Raw genomic sequence first — 25,106 nt, forward strand, 5'->3', positions numbered from 1 at the left:
TCTTGATGGCGACGGGAAGCCGCTGCCCCTCCCGGATTTACGCCCGCAGCGCTTCCGTGACAGGCGCCGGCCAGTCCTCCAACGTATAGGCCATGTCCCAGAACAGATATTCCAACTGGCAGCTGGTCAGAAAATGCTCCTCCAGCCGCCGCTTGCGGACGACAGGCAAAGACTCCACCCACTCATCAAGCAGTCCGCGAAGCTGCATCGTGATCCCGCTCTCCCGCTCTCCATAAAAATGCATCCAGTCATAGAACGGATGGGATGAATCCGGCTTCACTTCCTCCAGTAGCCGGCGGCCGATTTCGGTATACGTCCAAGGGCAGGGCAGCAATGCCGCCACGATATCTTCCCGCGTTCCTGCATGGGCGACCGTCAGCATATGGTTTACATAATGATTGGCCGAAGGGGCCAGAGGGAAGCCTTGCAGTTCTTCGTACGTCACCCCGGCGACGTCGCAAAAATTTTGATGCGGATGCGTCTCGCTGTCCAGAATAAACGAGATTTGCTCGTTAAATAGAGCCATCGCGGCGCGGTGGTCGCATTTGGAGATCGCAATCCCGTATACTCGGATAAAGGCGTTCAAGTATTCAAAATCCTGCTTGACATAGTGAATGAGCTGTTCCTTCGCCAACGTTCCTTCCGCAATGCCCCGAACGAACGGATGCGCAAAAATCGCCGCAAAAATCGGATCCGCCGTACGCCGGAGTTCTTCGGTAAAACTGGCCATACTTAGCACCTCCGCCTCATTTTCGATGAAATCCAACTCAGGGGCGCCGGCGCAGCCATACAAAAAAGCCGCCCCGAAATGGAGCGGCTTCGTCAAGTCATCCTGCAACAGAGCTTCAACTCGAACCTGTGAAGGCCGTCTCCACTTCCCTACGCCGGTATTAACCGGATCAGGTTCAAAGGGTCCAAGCGTCTCTTGTCTCAGCCGCCTTGCGCGGCTCCCCCAGCGGATTTCGTATAAAGTTCATTGTCACGTCTTACTTTAGCTGTGATTGCCAATCTTGTCAAACTATTCTTCCCGATTTATTGCCCGCGCGCCGAAGCGCCTGCCGGACAAGCGATCCTGAACCGTTCATGTGACGCTAAGCGGTTCGAGATTCGCCCGCGGCCCGTTCCACAGTTCGATCCACTTCTTGATGGCGGATACCATAATGACGATGCCGAGCACCAGCATAATGATGGACAGCGCGGCGTTCAACACGCTGTACCCGGAAGCGGACGGGTTCAGATACACGTTCTTGACCATCCAGTAACCGGCATAGTTGACCGTGACGAACAAATACGCGAGCGGAATGAGACAGGTCAGCATGTATCTCCGCTTATCCGCGATGTTCAGAATGACCGTCGCCCCGACAATGAGTCCGATCGATGCCATCAGCTGGTTGGAGACGCCGAACAGCGCCCAGACGGAGCCGATGTCGCCCGAGTAGAGCAAGTAGCCCCACATTAGACAGGCCAAGGCGCTGGCGAAGATGGAGCCGGGCACCCAATCGACCTGCTTCAGCGGCTTGTAGATATCGCCGAAGAAGTCTTGAATCAGATAGCGGGCCACCCGCGTGCCGGCGTCAATCGCCGTCAGAATGAAGACCGCCTCGAACATGATCACGAACTGGAAAAAGTAGGACGACAAGTGGCTGAACCACGGAATTTTAGTGAAAATGTACGTCATGCCGACGGCCAAGGTGACGGCTCCGCCGGTCCGCCCTTCGAGATCGAGGCCGATCTGCTGCGCCAGCTCCGGCAGATGCACGGTCGACATCCCGAGCGTCTTGAAGACTTCCGGCGCCGAATTAATCGCGAAATAATCGGCCGGCTGCAGCGCCGCCGCCGCAATTAGCGCCATAATTCCTACCAGCGATTCGACAAGCATCGCGCCGAAGCCGACCACCTTGATGTCGCTCCAGCGGTTAATCATCTTCGGCGTCGTGCCCGAGCCGACGAAGGCGTGGAAGCCGGATATGGCTCCGCAGGCGATCGTGATCGAGATGAACGGCCAGACCGGGCCGGCCAGTATCGGGCCGCCGCCGTTCACGAACTCCGTGAAGGCCGGGAACGGGATCGCCGGGTTGATGATGAACACGCCGACGATAAGGGCGATGAAAACGCCGATTTTCATGAAGCTGCTCAAGTAGTCCCGCGGCGCCAGGAGCAGCCAGACGGGCAGGGCTGCCGCGAAGAACGCATAGATCGGCAGCAGGAGGGCAAGCGTCTTCGTATCCAGCGTCAGCCAGTCGCCCAGGACGGTGCCCTGAATGGAGGGCCCGAGGAAGACGCCGGCCATGAGCAGAATGAAGCCGATGGTGGACGCAAGCTTCAGATTCCCTGTCTTCTTGTAGAACAAGCCGACGCCCATCGCGATCGGAATCGTAATCCCGACGGCGAAGGTGCCCCATGGGTTATGCTCCAACGCGTGGAGCACGACCATCGACAGTCCGGCCATCGTGATCGTAATGATGAAGAGCATCGCCAGACCGGTACAGAAGCCGGCTACCGGGCCGAGCTCGTCCTTCGCGACCTCGGAGAGCGACTTGCCCTGTTTGCGCATCGAGGCGAACAAGACGACGGCATCATGCACCGCGCCGCCGATGACCGCGCCGATAAGCAGCCACAGCAGGCCGGGCAAGTATCCGAACTGCGCCGCCAGTATCGGGCCGACGAGCGGCCCGGCCGCCGCGATCGCGGCGAAATGGTGGCCGAAGGTGACCCACTTGTTGGTCGGGACATAATCTTTGCCGTCATTCAGTTCATGGGCCGGGGTCGGCTTGGAATCGTCCAGCTTCAGCACTTTGGCCGCCATGAACGTTCCGTACAGCCGGTACGCGATCATCAGGATGCATATCGATCCGATTACAATCGTTACCGCATTCATGTGTACCACTCCCTGCAATCGTTTTGGAGTCATCATACAATATGAAAGCTTCCCTGCTTCGTTTTCATGACAGAATGCGAGAGATGCCGATTCAACTGCAAAAAGGACCCTTCGAAATGCAAGCGATTACGCCCCTCGCCCGGACGCCGCCAGCGCCTCCGGGAAAGCCCGATCCGGCTTCGGCCGAATCTTCTGGCTTCATGATATCCCGAGCAGCTGCTTCAATTCCTTCATATAGGTACGGCTGACCGGAATGCGGGATCCATCCTGCATTCGAAGATGGCAGGTCGAATGGAACCACGGCTGAATCTCCACGATCCGATCCAGGTGGACGAGGAACGCCCGGTGGACGCGGACGATGCAAGGATGATTCAGCTTCCGCTCCAGTTGGGTCAGCGATTCGCCGACCTTGTATTTCCGCTCCGCCGTCGCGATGACCGTCTTCCCCTCTTCGAACCCAAGGTAGACGATATCGTTGACATGCAGCACGATAATCCGCTCGTCAACCGTGATGGCCAGACGCTCCTGCCGCTCCCGCTCCGCCATCCCGCCCCGGGCGGCGGGCGATGCCGATGCCGGATAGGTCTCCCGCTCGTGGAGACGAAGCAGCTTGCGGATCGTCTGCTGCACCCGCTGCTCGTCGAACGGCTTCAATATATAGTCGGCGGCGTTCAGCTCGAACGCCTTCAGCGCAAATTCATCATATGCGGTAGCGAACACGACATCGGGCGGCGTCTCCAGTTCCCGAAGCCGGCCGGCGATATCGAGCCCGCTCTCTTCCTGCAGCTCAATATCGAGGAAGACCACATCCGGCTGCGCCGCAGCGACTCCCGCCAAGGCATCCTCCACCGCATCCGCTTCGCCGACCACCTCCACCTGCCTCGTCCTTCTCAGCAAATAAATCAGCTCGTCTCTTGCCAACGGCTCGTCATCGACGACAAAGGCCTTCAGCATGACGCTTCCCTCCATTCATGGAACTGAATCGGCACGGCGATCATCACGGTCGTCCCCTGCCCAGGCTCGCTGTCGATCCGGAAGGACGCCTGCTTCCCGTATATCTCGGCCATCCGCTGCCGGATGTTGTACAGCGCCGTTCCGGTGCCCTCCGCCGAATCGACGGCCTGCTTGCCAAGCGTCCCCTGGATGTCCTTCGGTATGCCTTGGCCGTTGTCCCGGGTCAGCAGAATCATCCGATCGCCTTCCCGGTACGCTTGCAAGGTCACGCTCCCGCAGGGCAGAGCCGCGCCGCGGGGGAAGGCATGGCGCACCGCGTTCTCGACGAGAGGCTGAAGCGTGAACGGCGGCACGAGCACATCCTCCAGCTCCGGATCGATATCCGTCGAGACGGTATACTTGTCCGGGAAGCGGGCCTGCTCCAGGGACAAATACGCTTCCACATGCTCCAATTCTTTGTGCAGCGGGATGAGCATCGTCCGTGCGCCCTGCAGATTGCTGCGGAAAAAGATGCTGAGCTGCTGCAGCAGATCGCGGGCCTTCTCCGGATCGGTCCGGCACAGCACCGAGATCGTGTTGAAGGCGTTGAAGAGGAAGTGCGGATGAATCTGGGCCTGGAGCGCCTTGATCTCCGCATCGCGAAGCAGCTTGCTCTGCAGCTCCGCCTCGGCCAGCTCCAATTGGGTGGAAAAGAGCTTGCTCAGCCCTTCCCCCAGCTCCTGCTCAACCTGATCGAGCTGCGAGGCGCGGGCGAAATACAGCTTCAAGGTGCCCACGGTCCGGTGATGCGCCTTGAGCGGCAGCACAAGTGCAGCCTGGAGGACGCAATCCGGATTGAGGCAGTGGATCTCCTCCCGCGATCTCGCCATATGAATCCGCCCTTCCTTCAGCACGGTTTGCGTCAACTGGGTCGAGATGGGCTGGAGCGGCACATGATGATCGGAGCCTGCTCCGACATGGGCCAGTATCTGATGCTCATTCGTAATCGAGATCGCATCGGCATTGGTCTCCTTTAATATAATAAGGGCCGCCTCCCGGCAGGAATGGGCATTCAAGCCTTGGCGGAAATAAGGCAGCGTCTGATCCGCGATGTAGAGCGCCTGATGGGTCTGCAGGGCACGGGTCCGTTCCTCCTCCTGGAATATCGACTGGATAATCAGCATGAAGAGCAGCGTGCCGAAGCCGTTCACGACAATCATGGGCACGCTGATCATTTTGACCAACTCCAGCGCATGGGGCCAGGGCTCGGCCGCCAGCAGTATGATGCCCATCTGCGCGGCCTCCATCAATATGCCGATAAGGGCTGCATGCCAGGCGGCGTAACGGTTCTGAACGCGGAAGCGCTTACCGATCAGGCCGGTGACCATCCCGGCGAGTATCGTCGAGATGCCGCAGGCGAAGGCGGTGTACCCGCCGAGCATCAGCCGGTGAATGCCCGCGAGCAGGCCGACGCCTGTACCGACCAGAGGCCCGCCGAGCAGCCCGCCTATGGCCACCCCCATGATGCGCGTGTTGGCGAGCGCGCTGCCGCTTTCGACGCCGGCGTTCCAGGCTTGGGTCGAGATGAGATTGTCATGAATCTGGACGGCGGTATAATTGCTTACGATTCCGAATGCGCCGAAGACGACGATCAGCATCAGCTTCTCGGCAATGCCATGCTCGTTCTGGATGATCTGCCGGAATGACTTCATCCGCGACAGCACAAACGCGATAATCAGCAATATACCGACCCGCTCCAGCATTAACGGAAGCAGGTGAACCATGGGCCTCACCTTCTCTTATGATGATTGTGCTTCTATTATACCTGAGAACCGGCCATAGACGACGGAGAAACATGTTTCCAGGCACGCAAAAAAAGCCGGCCCCGAGGAGCGGGAACCGGCTCAACTGCGTTATATGATTCGTCTCTGCCTTACATCCGTTCCGGAGCGGAGACGCCGACGAGACGGAGCACATTGGCCAGCACGGTGCGCACTGCGCCCAGCAAGGCCAGGCGGGCCTGGGTCTGCTCCGCATCCTCGGTAATGACGCGCTCCGCCTTGTAGTAGCTGTGGAAGAGAGACGCCAATTCATAGACATAGCGGATAAGGCGGTGCGGCGCATAATCGCGCGCGGCGACCGCAATCTCCTCCGGCAGCTCGCCCATCTTGCGAAGCAGGTCGTACTCATGCTCCGCGGTCAGCTTCGCCAGTTGAAGCTCCGCCAGCGGCTTCCGCGCGATTCCCTGCTCTTCCGCCTGGCGGAAGATGCTGCAAATCCGCGCGTACGCATATTGCACATAGTAGACCGGATTCTCATTGGAGGTCGAGATCGCCAGATCCATGTCGAAATCGAGATGCGAGTCCATGGAACGCATCGTGAAGAAATAGCGGATGGCGTCGACGCCGACCTCGTCCATCAGATCCTGCATCGTCACGGCTTTGCCCGTGCGCTTGGACATCTTCACCTTCTCGCCGTCCTGATACAGGCTGACCATCTGGGCGATCAGCACGATAAGCTTGTCCGGATCGTTGCCGAGCGCTTCCATGGCGGCCTTCATCCGCGGGATATAACCGTGGTGGTCCGCTCCCCAAATGTTGATGATCTTATCGTAGCCGCGGTTATACTTGTCCATATGATAGGCTACATCCGGCGTCAAATACGTGTAGGAGCCGTCATTTTTGATCAGCACGCGATCTTTGTCGTCGCCGAATTCGGTCGTGCGCAGCCATGTCGCGCCTTCATGCTCGTACACCTTGCCGCGCGCCTTCAACGCATCCAGCGCCTTGATCACTTCCCCGTTCTCATACAGCGAGGTCTCGCTGAACCAGATGTCGAATGGCACGCCGAAGCGGCCCAGATCGCGCTTGATCTTGTCCAGCTCCTTCTCCAGGCCATAGCTGCGGAAGAACGCCAGCCGCTCTTCATCCGGCAGGTTCAGCAGCCGATCGCCTTCCTTCTCGGCCAGCTCCTGCGCGAATCCCTTGATATCTTCGCCGTAATAGCCGTCCTCCGGCATCTCCGCTTCCTGTCCAAGCGCCTGCTTGTACCGGCATTCGATCGACTTCGCCAGATTATTGACCTGATTGCCTGCATCATTAATGTAATACTCGCGCGTCATCTCATAGCCGGCGAAATCCAGCAGATTGCAGAGCGCGTCGCCGACGGCCGCTCCCCGGGCATGGCCCAGGTGAAGGCTCCCCGTCGGATTGGCGCTGACGAACTCCACCTGGATGCGCTGTCCGGCGCCGATGCCGATGCGCCCGTAATTATCGCCCTGCTCGCTGACTTCGCGGATCACATCATAGAGATAGGACCGATCCATCCGGAAGTTGATGAAGCCCGGGCCTGCGATCTCCGCGCTCTGGATCGAAGCCGCCGCCAGATCCAGATGCTCCACGATAGCCTCCGCGATCTGGCGCGGATTGCGCTTGGCGATGCGGGTCAACTGCATGGCCGCGTTCGTCGCCAGGTCGCCGTGCGACTTGTCCTTCGGCACCTCGATGACGAAGGGCGGAAGCTCCGATTGCTGCGCCAGTCCGGCCTTGACGACCGCTTGCTCAATCGCCGCTTTGACAGACTCGTTCACTTTTTCCATTACACTCATGCTCATGTAACCTGCTCCTCCTAATGGTTCAGCGGGCTTCCGCCCGTATCTGTAGTTGAAAATAACCGGCTCGCTCTTCTTCCATATATAGCGTATAGGACCATGACGCCGTCCACGCGCGCAGCCTTCCCGCTTCATCCTGTTCGTATACGGGCGGCTTCCAGTCCGATGTCTCCGTAACGACGGAGAACCGCATGCCGCTTACCTGATAATAGCCAATGCCCCGCCCGTCCTTGACGAAGGACAGCTCCGAGTTCACCCCGCCCCGGCGCATCAGCTTGCCGCCATGCTCGCCGGCCTTGAAGGTGACGGAGGTCACCAGCGGGTCTCCCCCGGGATGTCCGGATGCTTCAGGCCCGGCCGGATGCTCCATATCGGAAGCCGATTCCTTGTACAGCAGATAGAAGCTGCTTCCTTTCCGGTACAGCTCGCCATCCGCATGGAGAAAGGTAACCTCGCCATCCTGCCGGCTCTCTATGGCGATGCGGACGCGCTCGGCTCCTGTGTGGTTATTGCTCATCGAATTCAACCTCAATCCCTGATGTGCATCCTGTTCATCTTATCACTTCATTATCCGGTATGCGTGCATCTTTTGCAACATGGAATGAGACGGCTTCTTCATTCGCAGCGAGGCGTTCGAACGGCATTATCCAGCCTGGTCCGTACCGGCGTATTTCGTGCGCTGTGCCTGAACCATACCTAACGACGACGGTCACACTGACGGAGTTGCCTGCCGGTTCCTAATCTAGCTGTCTTGGGATATCCATGCCGTCGCCCTCGATTAATCCGGCACGAAGAAGAAAGGAGCCTCCCGCACTTACCAAGGAACCTATGAGGTCAATGCGCGCTGGCCACTCTACGTTCCACTGCCTGGCGTATCATCGGGCAAGAAAGCCTGTGCGAGAACGACGCGATGACTAAGATCCATTAGATTGTTACCATAAAACTTCAATATAGGGTAAAAAATTATAATCTAACACAAGAAACCATAGCTTGAAAATAGCTCGTTGAAGGCTCACGGATTCAAGTATCGTTAAAATAACCACCAGCTTCTATTTGCGCAAGCAAAGCAGGTGTAATACAGTTATAGTGTATTGATTTTCTAAAAAAGGAGAGGAGTGGTTTAATTGAGGAAAGCGGCAATACCTTATATTGTGCTTGCCATCATGGTAGGAGCTACTCTTTTTCTCCATGTGATTGGCAGTGATAATATAATTAAGGAAATTGCTTTTTCCAGTATAATTCTTTATCTGTGCATTATAATACTTGCCTTAAGGAAAAAGCACAGTAATAAACAACATGTATCGAGAATTCCAATTTTACTCGTCTTCATTTTAGGATTAATTTTTCATTTCCATTTTCTCTGGGAATGAACGGCTTAAAGATATCGTTTTAGCGTGTTCATTTTTCTTTGTCGCCATATTTGTGATCAGGCATTTGACAAAGAAGACATGATCAACAAAAGATCAAAAACCTTTTCATCCTTTCCAGACATGCCTTCGAGGTGGAGCACACGGCGACTTCACCTTCAACTTCCCATTCTCAAGGCAGATTTCTCCCTTATATTCGAGTAACGCCCGATGTATCCGAGCCGTTGCTTGACGTTGCCCTTCTGTTTCGGCGCATGCACATAGAAGCCGCCCCATTCTCCGAGCAGGCCTTCTGTATTCACGACGGCACTTGATTTTTCTCTTGCTCGCTTAGCTTCCGGCGAATCCGTTCTATCACGACCATCTGCCAGTGCTTTCGAAGCATCTCGAATGGTAGTGAACCGCAAGCTCAATCCTGATTCACCTCTCGACACACGAGTTATATATAGACTACCTGGCCGGATCTCCCTCCGAGGAGATTCGTTTTTTCTTTTTATTGGACAATATTCCTTTTGTTTCATAATCGCGCAGGCGGGTAAAACAATAATAGCTTCACCCGCAACTCAAAAACCTACAAGGAGTGATTCAGAATGGCAAAAAACAACATGAGCCGTGAAGAAGCAGGACGGTTAGGTGGAGAGGCAACATCCCAAAGTCATGGCAAGGAGTTCTATCAAGAGATTGGGCAAAAGGGCGGCGAAGCCACCTCCCGCACTCACGACAAGGAGTTCTATCAGGAGATCGGCCACAAGGACGGCGAAGCCCGAGGCCATTCGGATAATGATGAGAACGGGAATAACCGCTCCAATGGCAATGACGGGAAGATGAGCCGCGAGGAAGCGGGACGCAAGGGCGGAGAGGCCCGCGCCCGGCAGCGGAATGACCGCTAGATGCTGAAGACATGCCGGTCTCCGGAAGGGACGCCGGCTTAGATAAGGAAAATGAGGGGAGCTGCCTCCAGGGCGGCTCCTCTTTTGGGGTTGTGTAAGCCCGATTTGCGCACCCTGTATATATGGAAAAGATATCGAAAACGAATAAAATATATATTTTTCATATAGACGAACCAGTGATACGATGGCATCAACACGGTATTCGAGGCGGGGCCTTCGCCCCCTGTCCTGGCATCTTGGGTTGGATTGACGTTGCGGACGGCTGGGCGCCTCCTCACCGGAGGATGCGCCGGCCGGACTTATCCGACAGGAGTGTGATCTCGATGAACAACCGATTGATTGAAGCGGCCGGGCACGGACAGACGGATACCGTCACTGCGCTCATCCGGGAAGGGGCAGACATCAATGCCACGGACGCTTCAGGCCGGACTGCGATTCTGGCTGCCGTGCACGGGCGGCATACGGGCACGGTCCGCGCGCTGATTGAACTCGGAGCCGACGTGAACAAGCAGGATCGGCGCCGCGACAACCCCCTCCTCCATGCAGGCGCGGAAGGGCTGCTCGACATGGTCCTCCTTCTGCTGGAGGCGGGCGCCGACACCCGCCGGACGAACCGGTTCGGCGGCACCGCGCTTATTCCGGCAGCCGAACGCGGCCATATCGCTGTACGGGCACCTCGACATCGCTGTTCCATATCCGCGTCAAGGACGGGATGATGGAGGAGATTCGTCCGGCGGCCTCACTTCCGGCCGACCCGCTGCCGCGGATCGACGCGCAGGGGCTGCTCCTGCTGCCGCCCTTCCGCGAGATGCATATCCATCTGGACAAAACCTATTACGGCGGGCCATGGAAAGCGGTGCGCCCGGTCTCGAGCATCTTCGAGCGAATCGAGGAGGAGCGCCGCCTGCTCGTGGAGCAAGCTCCCTATGTCAGAGAACGAGCAGCGCAAATTCTCGATCTGATTCTGCGCCACGGCTCCACTCATATCCGGGCTCACGTCAATATTGATCCGGTCTCCGAGCTTCAAAATCTGGAGAAGTGTCTGGAGGTGCTGGAAGCTTACCGCGATATGCTTACGTATGAGATCGTCGCCTTCACCCAGCACGGGCTCCTCCGCTCGAACGTGTCCGGGCTGCTCCGGCAGGCGGCCCGCAGCGGCGCAGGCCTCATCGGATCGGTCGATCCGCATTCGGTGGACGGCGATATGAAGCAATCGCTCGCTACGCTGATGGACATTGCCGTCGAGACGAATACGGGCATCGACATCCATGTCCACGACGCCGGGGAACATGGCTTGGCCACCCTGCATCATCTGGCTGATCTGACCGAGGATGCCGGCTGGCAGGGCCGCGTCGCCGTGAGCCATTCCTTCGCCTTCGCCAGCGCCTCCGCGGAACAGGCCGCCGAGCTGGCTGACCGGTTCGCCGCGCTCGGCATTGCGGTCCATTCGACCGTGCCGATCGGGCGGCGCGTCATGCCGCTGCCGATGCTGAAGGAACGGGGCGTGTCTGTAGGGCTCGGCACGGACAGCCTGACCGATCATTGGTCGCCGTTCGGTACGGGCGACATGCTGGAGAAGGCGGGACGACTGGCGGAGCTGTACGGTTACTCGCATGAGCATGGGCTGTCTCAGGCGCTTGGCTATATTACCGGCGGAATTACCCCGCTGAATCCGGACGGTCAGCAAGCCTGGCCGGCGCCGGGCGTTCCGGCGGGCGGCGTGCTCGTTCACGCGAGCTGCTCCGCCGAAGCGGTAGCCCGCAAGAGCATTCGGCAAGCCGTGCTGCACGAAGGCCGGATCGTGGCGGGGTCGCTATGATTCGCCCGGACAGACAAGAGCGGCAGGCGATGAATCACCAGGCGTTCATGGAACAGGCGGTCCGACTCGCCTGCGAGCATACGGTCCGCCGGGGAGGCAAGCCGTTCGGGGCGGTCCTCGTCCGCGAAGGCCAGGTCATCGCGACTGCCGTGAATGAAGTGCTGGCGAGCCATGACCCGACCGATCATGCGGAAATGCGCGCCATTCGCGACGCCTGCCGGCAGCTCGGCACCCCCGATCTGTCCGGCTGCGTGCTGTACGCCAGCGGCGAGCCCTGCCCGATGTGCCTGAGCGCGGCTTATCTGGCCAAGCTGCCCGTCATCTATTACGCCTACGGCCAAGCGGAGGCCGAGGCGGCCGGGCTGGGCACGAGCTGGCTGTACAAGCAGATCGCCCTGCCAGCAGAGGCGAGAACGCTCCGAACCGTCGCACTGCGGGTGGACGCCGGAGCGGACTCGCCGTATGGCGTCTGGTTGCTTGGCCAGTCCGACGGGAGCAGCGGACCATAACAAGGGGGAGCCGATATGGATGTAAGACAGCTTCGCTATTTTATCGCCATCGCGGAGGAACGGACGATTACGGCGGCGGCTCGGCGGCTTCATATCGCCCAGCCGCCGCTCAGCCAGCAGCTGAAGGCGCTCGAACGGGAACTGGGAGTGCAATTAATCTGCCGCGGCCGCAAAGGGCTGGAGCTGACCGAGGCGGGCCAAGCCCTCTACCGGCACGCGGCAATGCCAGCTGTGCAAGCTGGTGAAGGAACGGGATATTGAACTCGCCCTGATCCGGCTTCCGCTCGATCTGTCGGAGTTCTGCGTTCACCCCTTCCCCGCCGAGCCATTCTATTTCTTGGCCGGCCGCACCTTCCAGCCCCCGCGTCCGGAACTGACGCTGCAGGATATTGGCGCCGCTCCGCTGTTGCTGCCCAGCACGGAAGGGCTCGGAGTCTATCAGGTCATTATGGACGCGTTCCGCCAGCGCCGCCTCGAGGCTGATATCCTCGGGGAGTGCTCCGATATTTCGCTATTGATGGAGCTCGTCTCCACCGGCTTCTGCATGAGCATCGTGCCGCTGACCGTGCAGGGCCGCTGGGCGGAGGAGAACCTTCAAGCGTTCCCTCTCCCCGAGATTCACGGCGCTTCGGCTATCATCTGGCTGAAGGAGCATCATTTGTCCCAAGCGGCGCAGCAGTTCATCGAGATCGTATCGCGATAAAGGGATTGGGAGCAAGTAAGAGTGGATGCCCGTGGATGGCAGTCTTACTTGCTCTTACATTTTCTAGTACTCAAGCAACGCGTCATTCCTATGAGAACTCATCGTAAATGCCCCTTCACCTGCTCCTGCATCGTTTTGGTCCAAGAGATCGTAGGTGCCAACTCCTTCAATCAATACCAGCAGACAACAAGATGTATGGCAATTCGAGGAAATACATAGATAAACATGGAATCTTAATAGAGTGAATCTTAATTTCCGAATCATGGGGAGTCTAGGGGGCAAGAAAGAAAATGAATCGAAAAATTTCAATTTTACTAATTTCACTGCTTTTTGTGAGCATGTTTGCAGGCTTCCATTATTGGAATGATCATCCCTTATCAAAAATCCCCCTCCATTCGCCTCTCCGCACCAACGGCGGGAGAGGGGATGGAGGGGGTATTGACGTGATGCGATCGATGCTACTTCACGAAGCCGAGCAGCATCTCGCGGATAATCTTGCTGGCCGTAATCGGCGTCTGCTCGGTCGGGTCATAGATCGGCGCGACTTCCACGAGGTCGCAGCCGACGACGTTCGCCTCGGAACGGGCGATGAGATGCACCGCCTCGAGCAGCTCCTTCGACGTGATGCCGCCCGCTTCGGCCGTGCCGGTGCCCGGCGCGCAGCTTGGATCGAGCACATCGATGTCGATCGTGACGTAGACCGGACGTCCTGCCAGCTCCGGCAGCACGCTCTTCAGCGGCGCAGCCACATCGAACGGATGGAAGTTGATGTTCTCGCGGGCATAAGCCCACTCCTCGCGGGAGCCGGAACGGATGCCGAATTGATAGATGTTCTTGCCGCCCATCAATTCCGCCGCCTTGCGGATCGGCGTCGAGTGCGACAGCGGTTCGCCTTCATATTGATCGCGCAGGTCGGCATGCGCATCGATATGGATAATCGCCAGATCCGCATACTTCTTGTACACTTCCTGGATAACCGGCCAGGAGACGAGATGCTCGCCGCCCAGGCCGACCGGGAACTTGCCGTCTGCCAGCAGCTTGCTTGCGAATTCCCCGATGATCTCAAGGCTCTTCCCCGCGTTGCCGAACGGCAGCAGCAGGTCCCCGGCATCGAAGTAATTCAGCTCCTCAATGCTCTTGTCGAGATAAGGGCTGTATTCCTCCAGCCCGATCGAGGCCTCGCGGATGCGGGCCGGGCCGAAGCGCGAACCCGGACGGAACGATACCGTGTAATCCATCGGCATGCCGTAAATGACCGCCTTGGCGCTCTCATAGTCTTCCGAACTGTAGATGAACACGTTGCCCGAATATTTTTGATCCAATTTCATAGGTATGCTCCTCCTCGCTGCAGCCTGCCTAATGGCCTACTTGCAGAGATCCTCGACGAATTTCGGCAATACGAAGGCGGCGTGATGCAGACGCGGCGAGTAGTACTTCGTCTCCATCTCCGGAATGCTCGCTTCCTCCACCTTCAGCGGATCATGCTTTTTGCTGCCCATCGTGAACGTCCACATGCCGCTCGGATAGGTCGGAATGTTCGCGGCGTAGACGCGCACGATCGGGAAGATCTCCTTCACGTCGCGGTTCACCTTCTGAATCAGATCCGCCTTGAACCAAGGATTGTCCGTCTGCGCGACGAACAGGCCGTCATCCTTCAACGCATCGTAGATGCCTTGGTAGAAGCCGCGCTCGAACAATGGAGCTGCCGGGCCAACCGGCTCGGTCGAGTCGACCATAATGACGTCGTACTCGTTCTTGCTGTTCAATATATGCATATATCCGTCATTCACCTGCACTTCAACCCGCGGGTTGTCCAGCTCGCAGGCGATTTCCGGAAGGTATTTTTTCGAATATTCGATGACTTTGCCGTCGATGTCGACGAGAACGGCTTTCTCGACCGAAGGATGCTTCATAATCTCGCGCATCACTCCGCCGTCTCCTCCGCCGACGACAAGCACTTTCTTCGGATTCGGATGCGTTACGAGTGCCGGGTGCGCCACCATTTCATGATAGACGAATTCATCCTTCACCGTAGTCATAACCATGCCGTCCAGTACGAGCATTCGTCCGAATTCTTCGGTATCCAGCATTGTCAAATGCTGAAACGGCGTCTGTTCATTCACATAGGTCTCGCGGATCTTCGCCGTAATGCCAAAGCTCTCCGTCTGCTTCTCTGTAAACCACAATTCCATAGGAATCAACCTTCTTTCTTATCGGTAATGGTATCGTTGGTCCCTGCTGAAATGCTCGTAATGGTTCCCATGTGTACATTCGTAACACTTCATCTACATATCGCACCAAGCTGCTTAGTGTATAAATAGACCATTTGTATTATACGCGAGTCACCCCGTCTTAGCAAAATAAAAAAACGGCCGGCCCGGAATCCTGTCGCGGCGCCCGTTCGGGCTTCGGCTCCTCCTCATTTTGCCCCTGTTCCGGTATCCCCGGTTACGGATGAAGGCCCGCTTCCAGGCGCGGAGGTGCCGATTTTTTAGCTTCCCAGGAATAAGCCATTCTATTCTTTTCCATACTGAGAAATAACGCGAATGAATGTCGAACGAACGGGAAATCGGGGATAAGGAGGAGTCATCATGGATCGTCGCCGCACATCAACCAAAAACCGCAAGCGGCTTCGCTTGCTGCTGATCAGCTCCAGCGCCGCCTTCGTCATGGCGATTGGCGTGGCTGCCTCCGTGCTTGGTTACCTCTATGTCAGCGATCTTCCCGTCACCGCGACGGAGCAGAGCTCCCGGATTCTGGACGGCCAAGGCCAACTGCTGACGACGCTGTCCCCGGGCCAGAAGCAGCAGGTGCATGTCCCCTTGAAAGATATTGCCGAGGATCTGGTGCATGCGACGCTGGCTACGGAGGATCGGCAGTTCTATCATCATCCCGGGATCGACGTGAAGGGCGTCGCCCGGGCCGTGCTCGTCAATCTGGAAAACATGTCCACCCGGCAAGGAGCCAGCACGCTGACCCAACAACTGGCGCGCAATCTGTATTTGACCCATGAACGGACATGGAAGCGGAAGGCGAAGGAAGCGCTGTACGCCCTGCAACTGGAGATGAAGTACACCAAGGACGAGATTCTCGAGATGTATCTGAATCAAATCTACTACGGGCACGGCGCCTATGGAATCGAAGCGGCGGCGCAGCTCTATTTCGACAAATCGGCCCGCGATCTGACCTTGGCCGAGAGCGCCATGCTGGCAGGCATTCCGCGCGGCCCCGTCTATTATTCTCCCTTCCTGCAAATGAAAAATGCGAAGGATCGGCAGAAAACCGTGCTGAACGGCATGGTCGAGACCGGCTATATCTCGCAGGAGGCAGCCGACAAGGCCTACCACGAGCTGCTGACCTTCCAGCCGCAGACGGAGCGCCCGGATACGCTCGTGGCCCCCTATTTCCGCGATTATGTGCGGCGGGAACTGACCGATCTCGGCATTCCGGAAGTGGCGGTCGACGGCGGCGGCCTGCTCGTCTATACAACGCTTGACGCCCGGGCGCAGCAAGCGGCCGAGGAAGCGGTGGCGAAGCAGATTCCGGCGGAAGGCGAGCTGCAGGCGGCCCTTATCGCCATCGATCCGCGCAACGGGTACATCAAGGCGATGGTCGGCGGCAAAAACTACCGCCTCAATCAATACAATCGCGTCTTCGCCGACACGCGCCAGCCGGGCTCGGCCTTCAAGCCGATTGTCTATCTGGCCGCCCTGGAGGAGATGGCGATCACGGCGGCGACTCACTTCGTGAGCGAGCCGACGGCTTTTCCTTATGATGAGGGACGGCAGGTGTACCGGCCGAGCAACTATGGCGGGAAGTATCATGGCGACATCGATCTCCGCCAGGCGATTGCCGCTTCCGACAACATTTACGCGGTGCATACGTTGATGCAGATCGGCCCCGACAAGGTCATCTCGCTGGCACGGCGGCTCGGCATCGACGGAGCGATGAAGCCGCTCCCGTCCTTGGCGCTCGGCACCTATCCGGTCAGTCCGTTCGACATGGCCGCCGCCTACGGCGTCTTCAGCAATGAGGGCAAGCGGGTCATCCCGCGGGCTATACTGAAGGTTACGGATCAGGCAGGCCGAATCCTGTACGAAGCGCCGCCGGTGGAGGCGGAGCAGGTCGTGAACCCGGCGGAAGCTTATGTGCTCACCAGTCTGATGGAGAGCGTTTTCGAAGCGGGCGGGACCGGCAACCGCGTCTCGCCGGTCATCAAGCGGCCCGTCGCCGGGAAGACGGGCACGACCGATGCCGACGCCTGGATCGTCGGCTATACCCCTGAGCTGTCGACCGCCGTATGGGTGGGCTACGATCGGGGCAAGAACATCTCGCTGACCGAATCGCACAAGGCCGCGCCGATCTTCGCCGAGTTCATGGAGAAGGCGCTGCACAGCGTGCCGCCCAAAATTTTCACGGTGCCGGATGATGTGGTCAGTCTCTATATTGATCCGGATTCCGGACAGCTTGCCGGAGAGGATTGTCCGGGCAAGCGGCTGGAGACGTTCGTCAAAGGGACCGAGCCGACGGAATGGTGCGGCCTGCACGGTTCGGCGAAGCCGGAACCGGTGCCGGAGAAGCCGATCGAGAAGCAGCCGGAGAAGCGCTCGTGGTGGCAGCACTTCAAACGCTGGTGGACCGGATAAGGCGTCGACCATGAGACGATCAGCCCCTCAACCAGATGTATAGGACGACAAAAAAAGCCGGACCGCCGGCGCCGCTCCTTCCGGGGAGTTGCGCCGGCGTCCGGCTGCTTGGCGTGATCCCGAAGCGGGATAAGCCCGGAACCCGGCTGCTGCTTAGCCGATATGCCGGTTCCGCCCCGCTCCCAGCCCGGCGACGACCATGATCGAGGATGTCGCGAGCAAGGTGATGATCGGCCATGTCCAGGCCGCTGTCACATCATGCAACGCCCCGAGGCATATCGGGCCGAGCGCCGCCAACGCATAGCCCATCGATTGCGCCATGCCGGACAGCGCCGCCGCTTGCGTCGCATTTTTGGCGCGAAGCGCAATGAAGGTAAGCGCCAGGCTGATGCAGATGCTCTGCCCGATCCCCATCAAGATAACCGATACGGTCGCGATGGCGGGGTTATCGATCAGCAGGCCGGCGTACCCCGCCATGCCGACGAGCGCTCCGGCTGCGGCCACGAGCCGTTGGTCCTTCAACCGTTCCGCGATCGCCGGAACCAGGAAGTTGAACGGAATGCCGGTTAGCTGCATGACCGACAGCATCCAGCCGGCATTGACGGGGGACCAGCCGTGACTCAGCAGAATCTCCGGCAGCCAGGCTACGGACACATAATAATTGAAGGATTGGAAGCCCATATAGAGCGTAACCTGCCAGGCCAGACCGGACTTCCATACATTCGCGGTCTTGCCGGAGGCGGCACGCTTCGTACCTCCTCCACTGCGTGCCTTGGCGGCTCGGGCCATCGGCAGCCAGACCAGCAGGCCGATCAGCGACAGCGCGGCCCACATCAGGAGCGTGTTCCGCCATCCCCAGCCTGCGCCCTGAGCTAGCGGAACGCTGATACCGGATGCGATCGAGGCAAAGATGCTCATCGTCATGCTGTACAGGCCGGTCATGAAGCCGACCCGGTTGATGAAGTTCTGCTTCACGATGCTCGGCAGCAGGACGTTGCAGACGGCGATCCCGATGCCGACGCCTGCGGTGCCGACGAATAGAAGCGGGATGGATTCGAAGGCGCGAAGCCCGATCCCGATCGTCATGAGCGCCAGCGTCGCAACCAGCGTGCGTTCGGTGCCGTAGCGGCGCGCCAGCGAAGGCGCGAACGGGGACAGCACGGCGAAGCCGATGAGCGGTATCGTCGTAAGCCAGCCGACGGCCCCGTTCGACAAGCCGGTATCATCGCGAATAAAGCCGATAAGCGGTCCCACCGAAGCGATGGCGGCGCGCATGTTCGCGCCTACAAGCAAAATCCCCAATAAGAGCATCACTAACGTTTTATTAGACGGAACCGGTTGTTCTGCCTGCAGTGCGGGTCTCAATATGCATCTCTCCCTATTTTTATCTCTAATCGTCTGTTTCTATTTGTCTCTCTCTCTATGTGTTATGTGTATGTTCGACTAGCCATCCGTCTTCCGGACAGCCATTCATTTGGAGATATCGAAATTCAGCTCCAGCAATTGGCGTACGAGTTGCTGGGCCGCATTCCCGTCCTGCCGCTCGATCGCGTCGACCAGTTCTTCGTGGAAGCAGGCCATCTTCTCCCGCTGCGGGCTGCGCTTGATGAACAGGTTGACCGATTGCCTGACCGCATCCGCAATGCTGCTGTACAGGTTGACCAGCAGTTGATTATGGGTCGCCGCCGCCAATGCCAGATGAAACTGATAATCATGACGGACATAAGCGTCATCGTCCCCGATGCGGAACGCATCGTTCGCCAGGCTGAGCCAGCGGCGCATCGCTTCCAGATCCGTATCTTTGCGTCGCTCCGCAGCCAGACGGGCAATCTCCCGCTCCAGACAGAAGCGGACCTCGGCCGCCTCCCTTATATCCGCCTTCATTAATTGATGATGAAGGATCGCATTCAAGCTGCTCTTGGAGCAGACATACGTTCCGTCGCCCTGCCGCGCCTCCAGCACGCCGACATGAATAAGCGACTTCACCGCTTCCCGAATGCTGTTGCGGCTTACATTGAACACTTGCATCAGCTCGGGCTCAGGGGGGATGCGGCTCCCCAATGGCCATGAATCCGATTGAATCAGATGCTCGATCTGTTCGATAACCTGCTCGACTAGCGTTTGTCTTCTAACCGGACGAAGCTCCACTTTACTCCTCCTCAGTTTATAAACATAGGATGATTGGATGATTGTTTGTAATCATACATGGGCCTTACAATGATTGTCAATCAAATTTTAAATTTTCGGCCTCTGCATACATGCCTTCCGATCGGCCCTATCAACCGAATGGAACAACACGCCGATTTGAGGCAAAGGGATACTGGCTCCTTGCCGGCTCGCTCGGGCTTGGCCGCTGCGCCATGTGGTCGTAGACAGGCAGCTTATGCGCTGCGTTCCCAAAAAAGCTGCAAGAGTGCAGTTTCTTCATTGAACCGCCTTGACTTAAAAGAAAATCCTGCGAATATACATCAATTTCTGGCCGCTGCCGCTCTAAGTGCAATGGAACAAGCCAAAAACATGTATAACTGCAGGAATCTGTGCCCAACCGAGAGATACAAGGGAAAAATGCCGTAGTAATGCAGGATTGGCAGCGAGCTACAGCAAGCGGGGCAGCGCTTCGCCCTCGCCGCCGGCATACAAAAAGACCTGTTCCCTCAAGTATGCAGGGATACAGGTCTTCTTCTCGTTTACGCCAGCTTCGACTTCAATTCCTCGGATGAACGCTCCCACCATTCCGCGTTATGCGTCATCAGCAGCTCGCGCAGCGCCGCCTTCTCTTCCGCGTCGAGTCCGTCCACAATGATGCGGCGCTTCATCGCGTAATCCATATTGTTCACATGATCGGCGAGAATCTTCCAGCCGCGTCTTGCCTCCGTATCGATGAGCATCTCGCAGGCTGTGATTCCGCCATAGGAGGTTCCTTCCGCCGTCCGATCGACTGCCACCCACACGATCCAGCAGCGGCGGCCATTCGGCACGTCCTCGCGGTTCGGGGAGAACTTGATGCCCCGCTCCACCTTGCTCTTCGCATGCATGGCTCCCATATCGATGTATGCCCGGCCTTCGTCAATAATGACCGGAGAGACATTGTTCAAATCGATGCTGCCGGCGCCAAATCCTTTATGCTTAGTGCCGCTCACGACATTGAGCGCGAGTGGCTTCTTCATCTTCTTATCGGAAGATTCCATTCCGCACACACTCCTTCCTCACCCGATGCTCCTGACTGCGGAGAGGCCGGGTATCAAAATCATTTTCATTTTAGCTAATATTCCGCAAAAAGCCAACATATACATGCCATAGATGCTTGTCAACGGGAGGTAAGAATCGTATGACCCGACGCAAAAATTATCGCCCTCTGCTCTGGATCGCCGCACTTCTCATCGTAAGCTCCGTCTTGTATGTCCGCTTCTGGCCTTCTGAGTCGGTCCCATCCCTCGGTTCGGACATGCCGAAGAATATCGCTATGGAGCCCGTTACTCCGCAGAACGTCGAGACTCCGGCTGCAGAAGTGCTCAGTGAACGTATCGTTGAATATCATATCAATGTCAGATTGGACGAGTCCGCTCATCTGCTCCAGGGCGCCCAGACCGTAACGTGGATCAACCCGGGCAAAAAAACGGTGAACGAGCTCTACTTCCATCTGTATCCGAATGCATTCGAGTCTCCGGACACGACCTTTATGCGGGAGTCGGGCGGCAGGCTGCGGGAAGATGCCATGCCGGCGGACGGATACGGCGGCATAAGCTTGACGGCGCTGGAGACGACCGACGGAATGTCCTTAATGAACCGGATTGAATATGTCCAACCCGATGACGGCAATGCGAAGGACAAGACACTAATGAAAATTCGACTTCCTCAGCCGGTCAAGAGTTATGAGAAAATTACGCTCACCATGAAATTCGAAGTAAAGCTGCCCAAAATATTTGCCCGCATGGGGTACGCGGAGAATTTCGTCATGGCCGGGCAATGGTTCCCCAAGCTGGCCGCTTATGAGAAGGTCGGGGTAAGGGGGCGCTCGGCAGAAGGCTGGAATCTGCACCAATACCATGGCAATTCCGAGTTTTACGCCAATTATGGCATTTACAGCGTCAAAATTCAGGTTCCCGACACCTATACGGTCGCGGCAACGGGCTTCCCTACGAAGACGCCGGTCCTGGCGAACGGCCGCAAGACGTATCAGTTCTATGCGGATGATGTTCATGACTTCGCGTGGGCCGCCTCGCCGAACTTCATCTATGCAGAGGAGCCGTTCTCCTCGCCGAATGTGCCGGGCGTGCGAATCAAGCTCTATCTCGATCCGAAGCATGAGAATTTGAAGGAACGCTATCTGTATGCGGTGAAGGCCGCGCTGACCAAGTTCAGCGAATGGTACGGCCCGTATCCTTATTCGACCCTGTCCATTGTCGTCCCGCCCAAGGCGGCCAACGGCGCAGGCGGCATGGAATATCCCACGCTTGTGACCGCCTTCGGGGCGGAGGACGACAGCCCGGGATATAATCTGGAACGAACTGTCGTTCATGAGATCGGCCACCAATATTTCTACGGGCTGCTTGCCTCCAATGAATTCGAGGAAGCATGGATGGACGAGGGCTTCACCTCCTATGCCGAAGACAAGCTGATGGAGCATGAATTCGGGGTTACGCCGAATCTGGCCGTGGAAGGGAGCTATATGACGGACCCGGCTCCGCTCAAGCTGGCGGCGTGGGAATACAAGGGCCATCGGCACTATGCCGAAAATGTGTACATGCGTTCCAAGCTGGTCCTGATCGCCATCGAGAAGCAGGTCGGTGAAAAGACGATGCGCCGCATCATGCGGACATACACGCAAAAATACCGCTTCAAGCATCCGACGACCGCAGATTTCCAACGTGTCGTCGAGGAGGTCACCAAGCGGAAGTGGACCGATTTCTTCAACCAATATATTTACGGGAACCAGATGGCGGACTTCGCTGTCGAGGGGATCGATACCCGCGTCGTGGACAGTGAGGGAACCCCCCGCTACGAAGCCACGGTCCACATCGTGAAGAAGGGGGCCGATTATCCGAGCGTGCCGATTGTATTTCACTTCGCGGATGGTAACACCACCCGCAAGGTGTGGAACGGAGACGGCGAACGGATGCAGTACCGGATCAGCCATACGGCGCCGCTGGACTGGGTCATGATCGACCCGCTCTATACGATTGTCGTTGAGAATAAGCATATCAACAATTATATGAAGGCGCATGTGGAGGAGCCCGTCCGCACCCGCGTCAATCTGTCCATCATCAAAATGCTTGAAATGATCTCGAGCGCAGTGGGGTGGTGAATCGAATGAAAGCCTATATGAGCCATGGTCTATCCTGGGTGAAGGAGCATATTTATATCGCAGTCATCCTCTTCTTATATCAATTGTTATGGGGCTTCTTCGTCTATCGCTTCGTTGACGGCGCGGTGCTGCCCGTCCTGCAGCGTTATCCCGATCCCGCACCGACCGAGATGACGGCACGGCTGTTCCTGGCGGAGAGTCAATTCCATCTCATGAAGACGAACGATTACTTGCCCTTTCTATGGTCGTTGGCCGCCTTTATCTTCATCCGTCTCCTGCTGACTCCATTCATCCGGGCGGGCGTATTCTATTCCATGGCACGGCAATCCGGGTCGGGGCCCGCTTTTTTCGAAGGAATCAAATCAATCTGGAAGCCGATGCTGCTCCTCTACTGGCTTGAGACCTTGATTATCGCGCTTCCCGCCTACTGGTTCATCCCGCATGCCGTGCGTCAGTTCGCGGATCGTCCAACGCTGGCGGCCGTGATGACCGGCATCGTGCCTTACGCTGCCTTGTGGCTGCTGGGCGCATGGGTTCTCCGCCAGTTGTTCCTGTCGATGCAATTCGGGGCCGCATCGGAGCTCCCTATCCTGCATGCCCTCCTCCAAGGGATTCGACGCATGGCTCCGCTGCTGGGCTTGTCCGCTATATTCGCCGGCATTGCCCTGCTGTCCGGTCTTCTGTTCACCGCAGCGGCCATGTTCTGGACGGGGCTGACGGCGCTGATTCTGCAGCAGGCATTCCCTGCCGTCCGCACGGTGCTGCAGCTGTGGGGATTATCCTCCAGATTTTCGGTATGGCAGCAATCGGGAACGGCAGAGAAATAAGGCGAGTGAAGAGGCTATTTTCTGTCCGATAGAGGTTAATCCCTGCCCATAACTCCAAAAAACTTGTCCATTTCGTCACACCGTGGCGATCCGGGCAAGTTTTTTTGGTATTTATGGACAAAAAGTATTTGTCAAAGCAAAAAAGGTCTGTTACAATAAGTCGTAGATTTATTACAACTTTGTCATGAAAGCGGCAATATCTCTTGCATTTTTGTTACATATCATTGAACCTAAAACTTTGACAAAGGATGCCGAATTTCCGGATGTCCGGAAAGCGGGGGAACCAGTTTTTTGGGTGAATTGATCTCATTCGCTTCGATCAGAGATCATAGGGGACCTTCAACCGAACCCTCCAGCTAACCTCGCAGGCAAGGAAGGGGCTTTATCATTTGAAGAAGAAGCTGGTAACTGCTGCATTGGGGCTTGGCCTCCTGTTCTCTTTCAGCGCAGGCAGCGCATTTGCAGCCACGAAGATGGATTCGACGATCGACGATTTGCTGGGTATTTCTTACATGTATGGCGGAACGACAACAAGTGGCTTCGATTGTTCTGGCTTCACGAAGTATGTATTCGACAAATTCAACATTGATCTGCCGCGTTCGTCTTCTTCCCAATTCGAAGTTGGCGAGAAGGTCAGCAAGAGCGATCTTCGTCCTGGCGACTTGGTCTTTTTTGACACTAGCGGCGGCAATGGCGTATCGCATGTCGGCATCTATGTCGGAGACGGCAAGTTCGCCCATGCTTCGACGAACAAGGGCACGCGCATTGATGAGTTGAGCATGGATTACTATGAAAAGCGTTATGTTGGTGCTCGCCGCGTCATGAGCGAGAAGGAGTATACCACCTACGCTACGGAAGAGTAGTACCGCAATCATTTTTATATTGGTTACCTAACCCGATGGGAAGCGAATACTCGCTGCTTATCGGGTTTTTACATTTCCTTGCCATTGAGTCTGGACTATAAATCATATGCTTGCTGGCACGGATACGTTCTGGTCATTTGCCAGCAGAAAAGAAAACCAATCTATGATTTACCCCGTTTTGCCTCAATTAGAACTGGATTTTGAATTCCGATGATCGAGGGTCCAGCTTCCCCCTCATAAAGAGCGCAGACTGCCTCATCCAGCAAGGCAGTCTGCTCGGGCCGAACAGAAGAGCTCTTGGCTTACTCTCCTACCTCATCTGTCTTCAGCAAGACCGGCATTTATTCGCCATGACGCTCCATATTGCGATGTTTCTCGTGGAACAGTCTGCCTTCTTTGCCCAGCTTTTCCCTCAACTCTTGTCGAATCTGCTTGCTGGTCTTGCCTTCGGTCGCAATGCCATGCTTTTTCGCAAGCAGTTGTATTTTTTTCTCGTGCAGCGATTTCATCTGCTTCCGCAATTCTTGCATCTGCGTCTTGATCTGCTCCAATTCCTTGTCCGTATCGGCCGCTTGGACGGAACTGCCCTTATCCGCCGCGTTCTTCGGCTGCGCGGTATCCGATACGACCTGTCCGGAAGGCTGCCACTGGGCTGCTTCATTGGCGCTGCCCGCTTCTGCCGCGGCCGGAGAGGCGAGCAGCAGAAGCATGAGGGTCGTCCATGCTGCTACGGCTGGTGTCCGCTTCATGAGTATC

At 57.1% G+C, this 25,106-nt stretch carries 22 protein-coding genes, 1 pseudogene and 2 riboswitches; of the genes and pseudogenes, 10 read left to right on the plus strand and 13 right to left on the minus strand.

What is annotated here, in order from left to right; translation table 11 throughout:
- Positions 1-37: 37 nt before the first annotated feature.
- From tenA to ABD76_RS23145, 7 genes and pseudogenes are all read right to left on the minus strand, one after another.
- Positions 38-730, minus strand: coding sequence for a thiaminase II (gene tenA, locus ABD76_RS23115; protein ID WP_197259399.1), 693 nt, complete (start codon positions 728-730; stop codon positions 38-40).
- Between the two features lie 129 nt (positions 731-859).
- Positions 860-964: riboswitch (TPP riboswitch) on the minus strand.
- Between the two features lie 117 nt (positions 965-1,081).
- Complete coding sequence (gene cstA, locus ABD76_RS23120; protein WP_197259400.1) at positions 1,082-2,878, minus strand: carbon starvation protein CstA; 1,797 nt, start codon at positions 2,876-2,878, stop codon at positions 1,082-1,084.
- Positions 2,879-3,076: 198 nt separating this feature from the next.
- Entirely contained in the window at positions 3,077-3,832 is a 756-nt protein-coding gene (locus ABD76_RS23125) for a LytR/AlgR family response regulator transcription factor (RefSeq protein ID WP_197259401.1), read from the minus strand.
- Entirely contained in the window at positions 3,826-5,595 is a 1,770-nt protein-coding gene (locus ABD76_RS23130) for a sensor histidine kinase (RefSeq protein ID WP_197259402.1), read from the minus strand. The genes ABD76_RS23125 and ABD76_RS23130 overlap by 7 nt, the downstream gene beginning before the upstream one ends.
- A gap of 149 nt (positions 5,596-5,744) precedes the next feature.
- Positions 5,745-7,424, minus strand: coding sequence for an arginine--tRNA ligase (gene argS, locus ABD76_RS23135; RefSeq protein ID WP_275100854.1), 1,680 nt, complete (start codon positions 7,422-7,424; stop codon positions 5,745-5,747).
- A gap of 22 nt (positions 7,425-7,446) precedes the next feature.
- Entirely contained in the window at positions 7,447-7,938 is a 492-nt protein-coding gene (locus ABD76_RS23140; RefSeq protein ID WP_197259403.1) for a YwiB family protein, read from the minus strand.
- A gap of 1,050 nt (positions 7,939-8,988) precedes the next feature.
- Positions 8,989-9,185, minus strand: a pseudogene (locus tag ABD76_RS23145) (IS91 family transposase); the annotation flags it as partial.
- Between the two features lie 193 nt (positions 9,186-9,378).
- Here ABD76_RS23145 and ABD76_RS23150 point away from each other — a divergent pair.
- From ABD76_RS23150 to ABD76_RS23170, 6 genes are all read left to right on the plus strand, one after another.
- A complete protein-coding gene (locus ABD76_RS23150; RefSeq protein ID WP_197259405.1) occupies positions 9,379-9,678 on the plus strand; it encodes a KGG domain-containing protein in 300 nt (99 codons plus the stop codon).
- 323 nt (positions 9,679-10,001) lie between these two features.
- The gene (locus ABD76_RS23155) at positions 10,002-10,394 is read left to right on the plus strand and encodes an ankyrin repeat domain-containing protein (RefSeq protein ID WP_242069748.1); all 393 of its coding nucleotides are present in this window, start codon (positions 10,002-10,004) and stop codon (positions 10,392-10,394) included.
- Positions 10,394-11,497 carry an amidohydrolase gene (locus ABD76_RS23160; protein WP_242069749.1) on the plus strand — a complete coding sequence of 368 codons (1,104 nt, stop codon included), beginning with the start codon at positions 10,394-10,396 and terminating at the stop codon, positions 11,495-11,497. The genes ABD76_RS23155 and ABD76_RS23160 overlap by 1 nt, the downstream gene beginning before the upstream one ends.
- Positions 11,494-12,006 carry a nucleoside deaminase gene (locus tag ABD76_RS23165; protein WP_242069750.1) on the plus strand — a complete coding sequence of 171 codons (513 nt, stop codon included), beginning with the start codon at positions 11,494-11,496 and terminating at the stop codon, positions 12,004-12,006. The genes ABD76_RS23160 and ABD76_RS23165 overlap by 4 nt, the downstream gene beginning before the upstream one ends.
- A gap of 15 nt (positions 12,007-12,021) precedes the next feature.
- A complete protein-coding gene (locus tag ABD76_RS30525; protein WP_338125182.1) occupies positions 12,022-12,267 on the plus strand; it encodes a LysR family transcriptional regulator in 246 nt (81 codons plus the stop codon).
- A complete protein-coding gene (locus ABD76_RS23170; RefSeq protein ID WP_338125183.1) occupies positions 12,248-12,709 on the plus strand; it encodes a LysR family transcriptional regulator substrate-binding protein in 462 nt (153 codons plus the stop codon). Before ABD76_RS30525 ends, ABD76_RS23170 begins: the two co-directional genes overlap by 20 nt.
- A gap of 458 nt (positions 12,710-13,167) precedes the next feature.
- Here the strand turns inward: ABD76_RS23170 and speB are convergent, their stop codons facing one another.
- Positions 13,168-14,037, minus strand: a complete 870-nt coding sequence (gene speB / locus ABD76_RS23175; protein ID WP_197259406.1) for an agmatinase — start codon at positions 14,035-14,037, stop codon at positions 13,168-13,170.
- A gap of 36 nt (positions 14,038-14,073) precedes the next feature.
- Positions 14,074-14,901 (minus strand): polyamine aminopropyltransferase, encoded by an 828-nt coding sequence (gene speE / locus ABD76_RS23180; protein WP_197259407.1) that lies wholly within the window; start codon positions 14,899-14,901, stop codon positions 14,074-14,076.
- A 399-nt stretch (positions 14,902-15,300) separates the two neighbouring features.
- Between speE and ABD76_RS23185 the strand changes: the two genes are divergently transcribed.
- Entirely contained in the window at positions 15,301-17,355 is a 2,055-nt protein-coding gene (locus ABD76_RS23185; RefSeq protein WP_197259408.1) for a transglycosylase domain-containing protein, read from the plus strand.
- A gap of 153 nt (positions 17,356-17,508) precedes the next feature.
- Here ABD76_RS23185 and ABD76_RS23190 read toward each other — a convergent pair whose 3' ends face one another.
- From ABD76_RS23190 to ABD76_RS23200, 3 genes are all read right to left on the minus strand, one after another.
- Positions 17,509-18,720, minus strand: coding sequence for a CynX/NimT family MFS transporter (locus ABD76_RS23190; RefSeq protein ID WP_242069751.1), 1,212 nt, complete (start codon positions 18,718-18,720; stop codon positions 17,509-17,511).
- 105 nt (positions 18,721-18,825) lie between these two features.
- Positions 18,826-19,503, minus strand: coding sequence for an FCD domain-containing protein (locus ABD76_RS23195; protein ID WP_197259409.1), 678 nt, complete (start codon positions 19,501-19,503; stop codon positions 18,826-18,828).
- A 539-nt stretch (positions 19,504-20,042) separates the two neighbouring features.
- Positions 20,043-20,543, minus strand: a complete 501-nt coding sequence (locus tag ABD76_RS23200; RefSeq protein WP_197259410.1) for a YwhD family protein — start codon at positions 20,541-20,543, stop codon at positions 20,043-20,045.
- Positions 20,544-20,683: 140 nt separating this feature from the next.
- Between ABD76_RS23200 and ABD76_RS23205 the strand changes: the two genes are divergently transcribed.
- The 3 genes from ABD76_RS23205 (at position 20,684) to ABD76_RS23215 (ending at position 24,350) form a co-directional block, all read left to right on the plus strand.
- Positions 20,684-22,660: a M1 family metallopeptidase gene (locus tag ABD76_RS23205; protein WP_197259411.1), complete on the plus strand. Its 1,977-nt coding sequence runs from the start codon at positions 20,684-20,686 to the stop codon at positions 22,658-22,660.
- A 5-nt stretch (positions 22,661-22,665) separates the two neighbouring features.
- A complete protein-coding gene (locus tag ABD76_RS23210; RefSeq protein WP_197259412.1) occupies positions 22,666-23,487 on the plus strand; it encodes a carbamoyl transferase in 822 nt (273 codons plus the stop codon).
- Between the two features lie 239 nt (positions 23,488-23,726).
- A riboswitch (cyclic di-AMP (ydaO/yuaA leader) is annotated at positions 23,727-23,873 on the plus strand.
- 3 nt (positions 23,874-23,876) lie between these two features.
- Positions 23,877-24,350, plus strand: coding sequence for a C40 family peptidase (locus tag ABD76_RS23215; RefSeq protein ID WP_197259413.1), 474 nt, complete (start codon positions 23,877-23,879; stop codon positions 24,348-24,350).
- 341 nt (positions 24,351-24,691) lie between these two features.
- On the opposite strand, the gene ABD76_RS23220 is transcribed toward ABD76_RS23215, so the two are convergent.
- Positions 24,692-25,099: a serine protease gene (locus ABD76_RS23220; protein WP_197259414.1), complete on the minus strand. Its 408-nt coding sequence runs from the start codon at positions 25,097-25,099 to the stop codon at positions 24,692-24,694.
- Positions 25,100-25,106 lie beyond the last annotated feature (7 nt).

Source organism: Paenibacillus dendritiformis (assembly GCF_015845845.1).
GTDB classification, from domain to species: Bacteria; Bacillota; Bacilli; order Paenibacillales; family Paenibacillaceae; genus Paenibacillus_B; species Paenibacillus_B dendritiformis_C.

Bases quoted from the DNA above. Each gene is read 5' to 3' on its own strand.
- ABD76_RS23205 (WP_197259411.1), top strand. From the start codon at position 20,684: ATGACCCGACGCAAAAATTATCGCCCTCTGCTCTGGATCGCCGCACTT.
- ABD76_RS30525 (WP_338125182.1), top strand. From the start codon at position 12,022: ATGGATGTAAGACAGCTTCGCTATTTTATCGCCATCGCGGAGGAACGG.
- speB (WP_197259406.1), bottom strand. From the start codon at position 14,037: ATGAAATTGGATCAAAAATATTCGGGCAACGTGTTCATCTACAGTTCG.
- ABD76_RS23200 (WP_197259410.1), bottom strand. From the start codon at position 20,543: ATGGAATCTTCCGATAAGAAGATGAAGAAGCCACTCGCGCTCAATGTC.
- tenA (WP_197259399.1), bottom strand. From the start codon at position 730: ATGGCCAGTTTTACCGAAGAACTCCGGCGTACGGCGGATCCGATTTTT.
- ABD76_RS23140 (WP_197259403.1), bottom strand. From the start codon at position 7,938: ATGAGCAATAACCACACAGGAGCCGAGCGCGTCCGCATCGCCATAGAG.
- ABD76_RS23125 (WP_197259401.1), bottom strand. From the start codon at position 3,832: ATGCTGAAGGCCTTTGTCGTCGATGACGAGCCGTTGGCAAGAGACGAG.
- argS (WP_275100854.1), bottom strand. From the start codon at position 7,424: ATGAGCATGAGTGTAATGGAAAAAGTGAACGAGTCTGTCAAAGCGGCG.
- ABD76_RS23185 (WP_197259408.1), top strand. From the start codon at position 15,301: ATGGATCGTCGCCGCACATCAACCAAAAACCGCAAGCGGCTTCGCTTG.
- ABD76_RS23165 (WP_242069750.1), top strand. From the start codon at position 11,494: ATGATTCGCCCGGACAGACAAGAGCGGCAGGCGATGAATCACCAGGCG.
- cstA (WP_197259400.1), bottom strand. From the start codon at position 2,878: ATGAATGCGGTAACGATTGTAATCGGATCGATATGCATCCTGATGATC.
- ABD76_RS23160 (WP_242069749.1), top strand. From the start codon at position 10,394: ATGGAGGAGATTCGTCCGGCGGCCTCACTTCCGGCCGACCCGCTGCCG.
- ABD76_RS23220 (WP_197259414.1), bottom strand. From the start codon at position 25,099: ATGAAGCGGACACCAGCCGTAGCAGCATGGACGACCCTCATGCTTCTG.
- speE (WP_197259407.1), bottom strand. From the start codon at position 14,901: ATGGAATTGTGGTTTACAGAGAAGCAGACGGAGAGCTTTGGCATTACG.
- ABD76_RS23155 (WP_242069748.1), top strand. From the start codon at position 10,002: ATGAACAACCGATTGATTGAAGCGGCCGGGCACGGACAGACGGATACC.
- ABD76_RS23210 (WP_197259412.1), top strand. From the start codon at position 22,666: ATGAAAGCCTATATGAGCCATGGTCTATCCTGGGTGAAGGAGCATATT.
- ABD76_RS23150 (WP_197259405.1), top strand. From the start codon at position 9,379: ATGGCAAAAAACAACATGAGCCGTGAAGAAGCAGGACGGTTAGGTGGA.
- ABD76_RS23130 (WP_197259402.1), bottom strand. From the start codon at position 5,595: ATGGTTCACCTGCTTCCGTTAATGCTGGAGCGGGTCGGTATATTGCTG.